Origin of the sequence: Clostridium sp. MF28, from assembly GCF_002969175.1 — a bacterium.
GTDB lineage: Bacteria > Bacillota > Clostridia > Clostridiales > Clostridiaceae > Clostridium > Clostridium beijerinckii.
In genome coordinates this window covers 887,916-901,357 of record NZ_CP014331.1, presented here as the reverse complement: position 1 = coordinate 901,357, position 13,442 = coordinate 887,916, and the positions used below count along the sequence as shown (strand labels likewise).

8 protein-coding genes and 1 pseudogene are annotated in these 13,442 nt (G+C 27.7%); 8 read left to right on the top strand and 1 reads right to left on the bottom strand.

The annotated features are described in order from the left end of the window. Positions 1 to 162: 162 nt before the first annotated feature. A pseudogene (locus tag AXY43_RS03805) lies at positions 163 to 615 on the bottom strand (RNA polymerase sigma factor); the annotation flags it as partial. A 566-nt stretch (positions 616 to 1,181) separates the two neighbouring features. Between AXY43_RS03805 and AXY43_RS03800 the strand changes: the two are divergent. From AXY43_RS03800 to AXY43_RS03765, 8 genes are all read left to right on the top strand, one after another. Next, positions 1,182 to 1,751, top strand: coding sequence for a hypothetical protein (locus AXY43_RS03800; protein ID WP_077868498.1), 570 nt, complete (start codon positions 1,182 to 1,184; stop codon positions 1,749 to 1,751). A gap of 352 nt (positions 1,752 to 2,103) precedes the next feature. Next, entirely contained in the window at positions 2,104 to 2,952 is an 849-nt protein-coding gene (locus AXY43_RS03795; protein ID WP_181246108.1) for a restriction endonuclease, read from the top strand. Between the two features lie 222 nt (positions 2,953 to 3,174). Further along, entirely contained in the window at positions 3,175 to 4,053 is an 879-nt protein-coding gene (locus tag AXY43_RS03790; protein WP_105411010.1) for an ATP-binding protein, read from the top strand. Between the two features lie 51 nt (positions 4,054 to 4,104). After that, a complete protein-coding gene (locus AXY43_RS03785) occupies positions 4,105 to 5,331 on the top strand; it encodes an AAA family ATPase (protein WP_105411009.1) in 1,227 nt (408 codons plus the stop codon). Beyond that, a complete protein-coding gene (locus AXY43_RS03780; RefSeq protein ID WP_105411008.1) occupies positions 5,328 to 6,299 on the top strand; it encodes an HNH endonuclease in 972 nt (323 codons plus the stop codon). The genes AXY43_RS03785 and AXY43_RS03780 overlap by 4 nt, the downstream gene beginning before the upstream one ends. 176 nt (positions 6,300 to 6,475) lie before the next feature. Then, positions 6,476 to 7,615, top strand: a complete 1,140-nt coding sequence (locus tag AXY43_RS03775) for a hypothetical protein (RefSeq protein WP_105411007.1) — start codon at positions 6,476 to 6,478, stop codon at positions 7,613 to 7,615. Positions 7,616 to 8,582: 967 nt separating this feature from the next. After that, positions 8,583 to 11,246 carry a DEAD/DEAH box helicase gene (locus AXY43_RS03770; protein ID WP_105411006.1) on the top strand — a complete coding sequence of 888 codons (2,664 nt, stop codon included), beginning with the start codon at positions 8,583 to 8,585 and terminating at the stop codon, positions 11,244 to 11,246. 9 nt (positions 11,247 to 11,255) lie between these two features. After that, on the top strand, positions 11,256 to 13,331 hold the full coding sequence (locus tag AXY43_RS03765) for an ATP-dependent helicase (RefSeq protein ID WP_105411005.1): 2,076 nt from the start codon (positions 11,256 to 11,258) through the stop codon (positions 13,329 to 13,331). Positions 13,332 to 13,442: the final 111 nt, after the last annotated feature.

The following is a 13,442-nucleotide window of genomic DNA, read 5'->3' as shown; positions in this document are numbered from 1 at the left end:
TAATAATAAATACAAGTAAATTATGTAAAAGATAAGCTGTATAATTTTAGTATAAAGTGAGATTTTAGGTGTACAAAATTATGGAGGAGGGAAAAATAAATGTTACCCAAAGAAAAGAATTTAGAAGAATCTATTGAAGACTATTTAGTATCAATAGGATAAGAATACAAAATCTATAAGTTCTTTCTCATCTTTAGTTAAATTTTTTAGAGCTAGTCTTAAGTCTTCATAATCACACATTTCACATAATGAAGTTTCAGGAGAGATTTCTTGTGATGGGATGTCCTTTTCAAAATTATCATGTAAGCTTAGAGCTTTATTACCTTCAGTAGAGCTTCTAGTTTTAATTCTCTTAATCAAATCATTTATATTATTTTTAATGGCATTGGTAGCATAAGCAACGAATCTATGCTTGTCTAAGTTATACATAGAGATAGATTTAAAAAGTGATTGATAGCATTCCTGAATAATATCATATGAGTTATATCCATCAATGAAAGTTCTCTTTGAGATATTATAAATTAATGGTCTAAATTCTTCGGCTAATTTTTCTTTTGCTCCTTCGTCATTATCCTTGCACCTAGTAACTAAAGTTTCGATATAATTAAAATCCATATAAACCTCCTTCATACATAAGATCTATAAAATTAATGAATTATTTTACATATATTGTGTTTAATGTTAAATTAATCTCTACATATAGTATATATGGTCAAAAGCTATAAAAGCAATTTGGAGAAGAAAAATTATTATAAAGGAAGGTAGACGAATTTATACTGGTAATAGGTATAGTTGTGATGAGTGATATAAAATAGTAGATCAAGCTAATGAAATATCAAAAATGAAAGATATAAAACTTTATTTGGAAATCTATATTAAATCGGTGGGGAATAGTGGGGCAGAAGTGATATGATTTTGGGAATTAGAAGTAGTTAATCAATATGCTGAGAAAGTATGTGATGAATTATCAAGTGGTTTGAATTTACCTAACAGGAGGGACAAGAAGTCTTAGTGTTCTTAGTAAGAATATAGTGCAAGCAATATTGCTGGAGTTAAGAGTGTAGCAGAAAAAATATCTAAATAGATTAAATATAAAGAAGTACTCTGATTAAAATATTTATTCTAATTTGGTTTAGTAGCTAATATAACTAATAGTGTTAGTAATTCATTAAGGTGTTAGAATGACTTTAAAATCATTATATACCTTTTTTAAAGCATACTTTAATTATGTTACATCTGGAAATCGTGCTTATGCAAGAGCAATTTCAGAAGCTATGGCAGTTATTAGAGATACATTAGCACAGAAAACTTTGAATCCAATACAAATATATTTGCACAAGCCATTTTCTTTTAAACTTGCTAAAGATATGCTTCAAAAAGCAGTTTCACTTGCAATGTCACAATACCAAGACCCTTTTAATGAAATCCAATATTTTAAGATTACAGTAACTATAGATAAAAGTTTTATTACTACTAATCATAAGGGAATAAATATACCAATAGAAGGCGGATGGGATAATAAAAATAATAAGCTTATTATTATTACATTTAGTCAACCAAGTAACATGATAGAGGAAGTTAGAGTAATCAAAGGATTGATTAAAGAATTTACGATAGTAGGTACTTTACCAGCAAATATTAAAACAGTAGCTTATTGGGATCTAAGTAAGGGAAAGATAACAGAGATAGACTATCAACCTTTGCAGCCAGTTGACAAACAGAGTTTGATTAATGCGGCTAATAGGATTTGATATAATAATTAAGTTACTATAGCTGCATCTTTATTTCAAATAAAGATGCATCTTTTGCACTCTAATTTCAAGAGTAATAATAAGAAAGAAAATATAAGTATCTAGTTTGGTGAATTATTTTTTTATTGGAGTAAATTTGAATATATCAATATTAATGGTAATTATTGATACAAATATAGGTAATATAATCAAATATTGTAGTATAATAAGGATAGATTATCTGCTTGAAAAAGATAGTCTATCCTTATTATTGTTTATGAAGAAAATGCAGAAGGAACGATTCTAAGAGGTACAATTATGTCTATAATGGGAAGTTGAGTTATAATTTATTGATTAAATTTGGAGGATGCTTATGGCGAATTTAACATTTACGGAACAGGAAAAATTTGAGAAGCTTTTTGGAATGAGTTCTGGTTATATATTGGATTTTGGCAACGCAAAATTTCAGAAATTTATTTATAATGTAATGAATATAGATGTTTACCAAAAGTACGAATATGCATCAAAAGCAAAGTTGTTAAGACGAATTATTTCAGATTATGATAATGTTATTGTAGGTAAATTATTAATGGAATTACTTATTTACACGAGAGACAATACCTCGATAAGTGATAATGAATTGTTTATAAATTGTGTAGATATATCAAATAGGCTTATGGGTAAAAAAATTAATATCGAGCAATCATCTAAAAAAGAGAATGTAACCCAAATAGCATTCAATCATGAGGAAAACTTAAAAGAATTATTGGAGTTGACATCTATAGATAATAATCAAAAACGTGGATTTGCTTTTGAGAAGTATTTATTTGAATTGTTTAAGCAAAATGGGCTCGATCCAAGAAATAGCTTTAAGATAACAGGAGAACAAATTGATGGAAGTTTTATTCTGAATAAAGAGGTTTACCTACTTGAAGCAAAGTGGACAAAACTTCCTGTAGATAAAGGTGAATTAGTAATATTTAATGAGAAAGTATTATCAAAATCTGGTTTTACAAGAGGCCTCTTTATTAGTTATTCAGGTTATTCGAATGAAGCTATTGAGACTTTCGCAAACGGAAGAACTGTAAATATTATACTAATGACAGTACAAGAGTTAGCGATATTACTGCAAAGAAAACTAGATTTTAAAGATATTCTTTGGAGAAAAGTTCGTTTTTTAGCAGAAGAAGGTAACTTTTTAAAAAATATTATTGAATTGTAAATAATTATTAACCTAAGATAGTTACAAGTCATTAATAATTTGTGAAAAAGTATGTGCTAAAAAGTATCTTTTGATTTTCTAATAAAGGATAATTAAGTATTGTTGTGTTGGTGATTTTTTTATATAGTAAATGAAGCAGAATAAAAAAATATTATAGAGAATTTTTTGTGAATAGATTTATTCTTAACTGTTTTATAAAAATAATTGGGTGGTGTGAAGTGTATGGAGCTTATATATTTGTATATAGAAAAATTTAATGATGTAATCAAAAAACAGGAGATTAATTTTTCACCTAATTTTTATGTGAAAATTCTCAATAATAAATTAATTATTGAGAATAAAGTATCATATATGGATAAATTGTACCCCACTAATATTAAAAATATTACTATGTTGCTTGGTAAGAATGGAGCTGGGAAAACAACAATATTAGATATACTTGGAATGAGTAGAGATGATAGGTGCGACGAATCAATAAAAAGAAAAGGTAGATCTAGAAGTGAAGTTATTGATAGCTATTTTATACTTTATCACATTCAAGGAGATTACTTCGGAATTGAGATTATGGATGACATAGAATCTAATGATAAAATAACAAAGTTATTTAGAAATAATTTAAAAAATTTCGATTTTAACAAGTTTACAGATGCATTTTATAAACTTCCAATTGGTTTAATAGTTAAAAAAGATAATGATAGTTTTCAGGTTGTTGAACATTTTTTTCGTCAATATCCATCACTTGGGTATAGAATAACAGATAAAGTGGGAATAAGTTACATATCAAATAGTTATAGTGATAGAATAAATACTAGATATAATCACATAGGAAAAGATGAGGAAAACTATGAGAAGAGCGATTATTTATTTAAAAGAAGATATTATTTAAAAGCTAGCGTAGAAATTCTATATAAGTTTATTAGCAATATGAAAATAAAAAAGCATTTGAATTTTCACGCTGATTTAGCAGCAATTGAAATTACTCCGAATTTTGATTATGGCTTAGATTATGAAAATGAAGAAATAAAAGAATGGATTAATACTTTGGAAAAAATCTTGTATATTGATAAATCAGATAGGATAAATATTTTAAGAGCTACATAAAATAGTGAGCAAGACCAAGAAAAAAAATCGGAGAATATTAAGGAAATCTTTATGTTAGATACATTATCTAGTTATATTATTCATCAGTTTATTAAAGGAATCTGTGGTATGATAGATGATAATAATAGTAAGCAAAATAATAATAATAATAAAGAAGTAGATATTAATTTTTCTAACAAAAAGCATATCGAATTTTTAAATAATTTAAAAATTGATAAGTTTATACAAAGTAACTCTGAGCATATTTTGGGCGTTCTATCGAACAAGAAAAATGAATATGAAAATTTAATGAAAGTAATAGATTATTATAAAAAGGATATAGCATTAGATATGTATAGTAAGTTAATTTGCATAAGTAGATATCTATATTCGAGAATGGAAAGTACAATTGGATTGGGCGATGATAGTAGGTATCAAATAGCGACTGAAGAGTTTTTAGAAGCATTAAATTCTTTGAGAGAGTTTTATTTTCATAAAAAATATATATCTATTAAGTGTAATTCAGAAATCGATAAGGCACTGATTAAAGCATTTCAAATATATGATAATTATTTAAATAATGAATATAGTGATATCACAATGAGATTTAAAATTAAATATTTAAATTTATCTGAAGGTGAAAAAAATTTTTTGAATTTACTAGCAAAAATATTTGATATAGTAACTAGATCTAAAGAAAATCAATTATCAATAATTTTATTAGATGAACCTGATCAAAGTCTGCATCCAGAGTGGAGCAGACAGTTTATTAAATTTTTATGTGATGAAATAGAACAATACAAAAATAGAAAAATTCAAATAGTATTATCAACACATTCTCCTTTTATGACAACTGATATAATGTCAGAACATATTTATTGTTTGGAGAAGATAAGCGAAACAGAAGATAATAATAAAAAAGAAAAAAGTGATATTAACATAGTTTCTATGGATAAAAAGAGTGATAAAATTCATAATACATTTGGCGCGAATATTTATGAAGTTTTAAAAGATAGTTTTATCCTGGAAAAAACAATAGGTGCATTTTCTTACGGGAAAATAATTGAGTTAATTAATGATTTAAAAAATGATTTGGAAAATCATGATATGGGGTATGAAAAATTTTTGATAAATTCCATTGGAGAATTACCATTAAGAAAAAAGCTTGAGTATATGTATAGACAAAACAGAGAAAAATGTTCTAGATTGAAAGATAGTCTATTAGAACAAATAAAAATAGAAACTGATGAGGAAAAACTAGATAAAATAAAAAAAATCTTAAATGGGGATATAATATGATTAGAATTGATTTTGAAAATAAAAGACAAAATATTGAACAAATATTTTGGAAGTGGTTTTATAATTATCATTTAAAAGGATTTTTGGAGATTATCAATGATGATATTGCCTTACAAGTACTTATATTTGATAGTAAAGAAAAATATTTGTTTTGGAAGAATAATTTCTGCCAAGATGAAAAAAAAGACTATAAAGAATTAAAAGATTTTTTCTTTTCATCACCTCAAAAACATTTCGAATATCAGAAAAAGATGGCAAATGTTAAAATCAGTAATAAATCCAAGAGCTTCTTTTTGAAAAGATATTCTAATTTTAGAAAATCACAAGTACCTAAAATTATAAATGTATTAGATATTCATTCATGTCCATATTGTAATAGGAATTTTATAGATGTGTATTATGAGGGGCAATCTAAAAAGCCTAATAAATTTAATGGTGATATAGATCATTATTTTCCGAAAGCAAAGTATGAGTATTTGGCGTTATGTCTTTATAATCTTATACCTTCATGTAAGACATGCAATCAGGAAAAAGGTGATAATAATGATAATCGAATACACTTTCATCCTTATATGGATAATCATATAGGTATGTATAGGTTTAAGACAAATTTTAACTTAGATTCAGATGTTATTGATATTGATTATTTATATGGATTATCTGAAGAATTTAAGATTCAAATATTTGATTACTTAAGCACAAGTAGTATAGATAATATAAAAGAATCAGTTAAAATATTTCATTTAGAAGATAAATATAAAGAGATGACTTCATTTGCAAGAGATATAATTAGAAAAGCATATATTTATAATAATGGTTATCTTAAAGATTTTGTGGAAGAGTATTCTGATATATTAGATGAAAAAGAAATTATTAAGTTTTTATTTGATTATGAAGGGGAAAATTTTTTGAATAAGCCTTTATCTAAATTTAAATATGATTTGATGAAAGAGTTTGATGTTATTTAATAAAGAGAACCTATTTACATAATAAAATAACAGCTATTCTAAAAATAACTTGAAAGTTACTTTTAGAATATATATTTTAATGTTTAAGATTACATTATTCATATACCCATTAGGTTAATAATAGATAGTTAGAATGAGAAAAAGACATATCAATAAGTTGTTAAGGGGGGGAAGCATTGATAAAGCCAATTGATGCAATAAAATACGACATTCAATTAAATGCAGAGTGTTTCTTACATATTATTAAACTTTTTTTGAGTTACAGTAAGTATAATCAGAATATAGATGAAAGAACATATGATGCGGATGGTTTCTCTACATTCGTGGGAGGAAACCTAGCTTTTGATTGTACGGTTTTTGTACATGAAGCAATAAATTTTTTAAAAACTTATGATAATAACATTTATCAATTAATTGTTAAATGTTATGGATTAGATGCATTAAATGAAATCAAAACAGTAAGAAATAATATGCACCTGTTTAACAAAAATGGCTCTTATAAGAATAAAGCGGAAAAAATTGTCTATAGCCAACTCGAAAAATTTGATATGTTAGAAGTAGATTTCTTAAATAAATTACGAACCGATATTTGTAAAATTTTTCTGGTGAAAAATGGTAAGAAAACTTTTTTAGGTACAAATTATTTCTATTTTCATTATGTGTACGAAGTGGGAGAAGAAAAATGGAATGGTTCAAAAATTAGAAATTATACACAGATGATAACTGAAATTTTAAAGTTTTTGGCAACCTATTCCAAAAAAATAATACGAATATCAGCAATAAAAAAGAAAGATTTAAAATGTAATATATTTTTTCAAGATGCGAGAAGCCAAGAATTACTTTCAACAAATTGTATGGATAAGTCAACAAATTTTAGGTTATTGCTTAGTTTAACACAAATAGGTTGGATAAATGCATTATTATTCGAAATTATTGATGCTGAGGCATGTATAGAAGAAGACAGAAAGTGGCGATGGTTTTTGACTAAATATTTAGCAATTAAATATGATGAAATATTTGATAATATACAAAACTTATTAGTCCATTCTGTATATAGAGATGAATTAAGGCGGAACTTGGAAGAAAATAACTTTAAGATAGAAGAGTTACCGCATAGACTATTGGCAACTAAAATTCGTAATACTCTGCATTATAACATTTCAGATATGGTAAAAGGGAAAGATGCGTTTAATAGTTTTTTAGTTAAAAATAAGTTATCAACAAATGAATTTTATCATGTATTTAGAGCTATGAAAAATGATTTAAATAACTTAATTGTTGTTCTGCAAAAATGTTATTGTCAGATAACCTTATAACGAATTATACTAACAACTGTATAATTAGGAGGATTTATAAATTGGTATTTATAAAAAACAATAGAGTGGATGAATATTAAAATAAAAAGATACTATTCAGGATTACAAAAGATCATAGTAATAAAATTAAGAATATAGCTTCACATTAATAATAGAAACCAAAACATCTATAGAAATATAGGTGTTTTGGTTTTTGGTTAGCAAAAAATATAATAATACCAGATTAATATAAATTTCAAATAACTAAATGTTAATAAAAAACTATGATGTAGAAATGATGTGAAATAATAAAAAAATCAACGTTTTATAAATCCAAGCGTTGATTTTTTTAACCGGATGATCTATAGAAGAATTGAACGTCCTATTTAACTCAAAGCAGCCAATTGATGATTCTGGAGATGATTGGGGAATGCATTCAGTAGATCCTCTATCCCAAACCTATAAAAACTATTAACATAATAAAACCATGAATTCATCTAATTTGAATGAAGGTAATAAACATCTAATTTTAATGCTTATTACCTTTTTTAGGTGTTATCTAAATTATTTTCTCCTAGTACATTAAGATATAATTATTAATAACTTTGGTATATAATTATAAAGGAATTTAGACATATGAAAAAACAATTAACTATGTTGCAAAATATAGATAAAGCAATTATAAGCTAGATTTATACTATGAAATATATCTCAACTAGAAATAAGAATTATGTTTTTGTGGAATGTTTCATTAGGAATTTGATGGCTTTGATTCTAGATTAAAAGTTGTTCCAAGTATGCTAGTTCAAAGCGCGTCTTTGAGGCTAGCATCTTGGGTGCAACTTGTGATCTTAGAATCATCTATCATAATTCCTTAGAAACTGGAACAACAGCATAATCCTTATTTCGGAGGGTTATACGCATAAGTATAGATTAGAGTTGGAGTTTTGTTTTTGATTGTAACTTAAGAGAATAGGAGCAATATTTAATGAATATAAGCGATTTAATTATATATAATAAAACAATGCCTAAAAGAGAAGCAGCTTATGTTGATTACCCAAGTAATTTATCAGAAGAATTATGTGAGTATTTGTCTCAAAATGGGATTGATAAGCTGTATAGTCATCAAGCAGAAATGCTTGAAAAAGCAATAGATAGGAACAACATTGTAATAACAACTTCTACGGCAAGTGGGAAAACTCTTAGCTTCTTGCTGCCAGTTATTCAAGAAATTCTATCAAATCCTTTGGCTAGAGCAATTTTTATATATCCTACAAAGGCTCTTGCAAGTGATCAGTATCGTGCTATTTTGCCTTACTTAGAATATTTTGGAGCTAACAGGATTTCAGCAGGAGTTTATGATGGGGATACTCCTGTAAATGAACGAAGCAGAATTAGAAAAAATGCTAATATTATTTTAACTAATCCTGAAATGATAAATGCTGCGTTTTTACCGAATCACAGTAAGTTTGGTTTTGACTTTATCTTTTCTAATTTAAAATATATCGTAATTGATGAACTTCATACTTATAGAGGTGCTTTTGGTTCTCATCTTGCAAATGTATTTAGAAGGCTTGGCAGGGTGTGCAGATATTATAATTCCTCACCTCAGTATTTATGCAGTTCAGCAACTATAGCAAATCCAGTTGAACTTGCAGAAGAGATTTGTGGATATAAATTTCTTGAGGTTTGCATAGATGGTTCACCAGCTCCAAAGAAAAATTATAAGCTTGTGCAACCACCAAAGATTATGGGACATGATAAAAAATATTATGGGCAGGTGCAATCAACTTCAGTTGCTGCTGATTTGATACCCGATTTAGTGGAAAATGATAATAGCTTTATTGCATTTGCCAAATCAAGAAGAAATGTTGAAGTTGTATTAAAAGAAGCAAGAGATAAACTAGAGACGGAAAACTTTTTTGGAGCTTCTTTAAAAGACAAGATATCTGGATACAGGGGAGGATATACTCCACTTGAGCGTAAAGAGATTGAAAATAAAATGATTACTGGAGTTCTGCGAGGTTTAGTATCAACAAATGCTTTAGAGCTTGGAATAGATATTGGTAAAATTGATACAACAGTAATTGTAGGATACCCAGGAACTAGAGCGTCTTTTTGGCAGCAGAGTGGAAGAGCAGGTAGAAACGGAAAAGAAAGTACTAATTATTTAATCCTTGATAATCTGCCTTTTGATCAATACATAGCAATTAATCCAGACTGGCTTTTTGAAAGTGGAAGTGAAAATGCAGTTATAGATAAGAATAATCTTTTAATAGAACTTGCACATATACGTGCTGCAGCTGCTGAAATCCCATTAACCTTAGATGATATTTCAATTTTTCCAGATTTAGGTGAAACAATTCCTGTTTTAATCAGAGCAAGTGAATTAACAAATCAAAGTGGAAAGTTTGCATGGTGTGGTAATTCATTTCCAGCAGGAGATTTTAGCTTAAGAAATATTGATAAAGCAAGGTACAAACTTATAAATAAAGATAACAATAAAGAAATTACAGAAATGGATGAAATGCAGGCTTTTCGTGAAATTCATAATGGAGCAATTTATATGCATGATGGAGTTCAATATCAGGTTGTAAAGCTTGACTTAGAAAGTAGAACTGCTTTTGCCGTTCCCTTTAATGGAAATTATTATACAATGCCAGGAGGCACAACAAATATAAGGATAATTCAAGGCAGCAAGGATATGGAATATGAGCGTACTAAAGTGACTTTTGGAGATGTAAATGTTGATGAAATAGTTTATATGTATAAAAAGCTGCAATTCCATAATCATCAAAATTTAGGCTTTGAACAGTTAGAAAAGCCATTATCAAAGGATTATGATACAGAAAGCACTTGGATAAAGATTCCTGACAATGTTGTGACTGTATATAGAAGGCTCCTTCAGGAAAGTCAAAATGGAAACTTTATAAGAAACAATCATTTTGAAGGTATATGTTATGCAATTAAAAATGCAGCAATGATGGCAACCATGACAGAGCAAGAGGACATAGGTGTTGTAATGTCTAACAATGCAATAGAAATAAGTCAAAATTATGATAGCGAAGTTTATATGTTTATTTATGATAAATATGTAGGTGGCCTTGGTTATTCTGAGAAAGTATTTGATTTAACTGCAAAGATTATTGAAAATGCAATCAAGATGGTAGGAGGATGTACATGTGATGATGGCTGCGCTGCATGTATTGGAGATTATCAATTAAATAAAGCTATGGTTCTATGGGGGCTTAAGAATTTATTAGAGGAAATAGAGGCACCAAAGGATATTAAGTTAGCACAATATGCTCCAGCAACCTTTATTAAGAAAGCATTTAAGTTTAATGAATTACAGGAAAAATGGAAAGAATTCTGTGAGTATATGCAAGAGAATGGAGATGCTTTTGCAAAATTTTTAAGTACAATTCCTAAGGTTGAAATAGATAATCGTACTTTTATTTTAGTTTTAAATAATGCATTTTATAGAGAATGGGTAATGGAAGAAAGTAATAAAAAGAGCATATTAAATATCATTTCTTTCCATACAGATGCTCCAATGGGAATTGAATTAAGTGTCAGACTTGAAGAGATAGATGAAGATAGAAAAAGTGTAAAAAGTAAATTACAAAGAAGATATGAAGATCTTACAGAATAGGAGAATAGCATGCACTATGAGAAAGAATTAGAAAGACTAAATGAATATCAAAGAGAAGCAGTACTTGATGAAAGTGATGCATGTGTTGTAAATGCAAATGTTGGAAGTGGAAAAACAACAGTTTTGATTTCAAAAATCGTGTATCTTCATTATGCAAAAAATATCAGTTATAAAGATATGATTGTATTAACTTTTACTAATAAAGCTGCAAATGAAATTAAAGAAAGACTAATGGTTTCTGATGAGAGTATAAAATCAGAGGAATTAGAGGGCTTTGGAACCTTTCATAGTGTGGCACTTCATTTACTTAAAGAAGTATTGCCAATTGAAAAAATAAGATATGAAAAAGACTTTTTAGTAATAGAGCCAGATGAGGAATTAGACATTGCCTTGCAGATAATCCAAGAAGAAAAGCTCAAAATTAAATATAAAAACCGTTTAAAAAAGAGACTTGAGCAAGCTATGATTATTGAGAAGGAAGAGGAAAAGATTTCGCCTTATGATGACGATATATTTAAGCTTGTTGAGCTGCTAAAGGAAGAGAAGATAAAACAAAATAAGATGTCTTTTTCAGATATATTGCAAAATGCAAATTTATTATTAGGTGAGCATAAAATAGAACCCAAATGGATTATTATTGATGAGGTTCAAGACAGCGATAAAATACAGCTTGATTTTATTGATAAGTTAAAAGGTGAAAATACTAAATTATTTGCAGTTGGTGATCCAAATCAGGTTATTTACAGCTGGCGTGGAAGTTCTTTAAATGTGGTTTACACCTTAAAGCATAAGTATAATGCAAAGGAGCTTTCCCTTCCAATAAATTATCGTTCAAGTAATGCTATTTTAGAAGCAGCAAGATGCTTTCAGCAAAATGGAAGCCGCTTAATGGGCGCTAGAGAAACTAAAAATAAAATCATAGTTAAAAATCATTATAATCCTTTTAATGAAGCATGTTATTTGGCAGATAAGATCAAGGAAATACATAAATCAGGTGTGCCTTATAAGGAGATTGCAATTTTTTATAGACTGCAAAACCAGTCTCAGGTCTTTGAAGATGTGTTTTTAAAAAATGATATTCCTTTTGAAGTATCCATGAAGAAAACCATAAGTGACAGTCCAGTGTTAAATTGGATGATTAAATTATTTCGTTTTTGCGTAAATCCTAATGATTTTTCCTCTGCAATTTATGTTCTTAGCAATAAAGAATATGGGGAGAAAATGACAGAAAAGACTGCAAGAAAAATAGTTAAAGAGCAGAACATAGTTAAGTCAGAACTATTAGAAAAGATGCATGAATTTTTAAATAAATGTTCTGAAATTAAGATGGCAGAAGAGATTTATAATTATTTTGAATTTGATAAATATATAAAGCCAACTTCAGCTACATATATAGATAATAAAGAAGCCATAAATGCATTGCTTAATATAATTATAGAATATGTGAAAGAAAAACAGATGATATTTTTGGATGGGCTTAGAGAGTTTATAAATTCATCAGCTTTATATGGCGTAAATATTTTAAAGAAGGATATAAATAGCGATATAGATTCTGTTAAGCTTATGACCTTACATGCCTCTAAAGGTTTAGAGTTTTCGTATGTGTTTATCACAGGAGTTAATTATGGGTTAATTCCACTTCATACAAGAGATATGGAGGAAGAAGAGGAACAAAGATTATTTTTTGTTGGAATCACTAGAGCAAAAGATTACTTAGAACTGTCTTATTATACAAATCCAGATTACCATAAGGCAGCGCCTGGAGAAAGTAGATATATTCATATGATTCCAGAGAAATTAATCCAAAATGATAAGGTTAAAAATAATAATGTAAATCTTCAAGAACTTAAAAAACAAATTCAAGAGGCAAAGGCACAAGGAAAGAAAGAAGAAGTTTCGGTTACTGAAGAGGTGGAATTACCAGTAGTTGAAGAAATAAATGAAACATCAATTAAAAAGGTAAACCACAAGAAATACGGAACAGGAAAAGTCCTAAAAGAAGATGATATGATGATTGAAGTAGAATTCGAAAATTATGGAGTAAAAGAATTTATAAAAGCCTTTAGTGAACTAGAATTTTTGTAGATATTTTTCTTATATAGGTAATGTGCAAAAGATAATTAGTAAATAAAAACAACATTTTAAAGATAATAAACTAATTAATGAAGTAATTTGAACAAATGAAGATATAGGAGG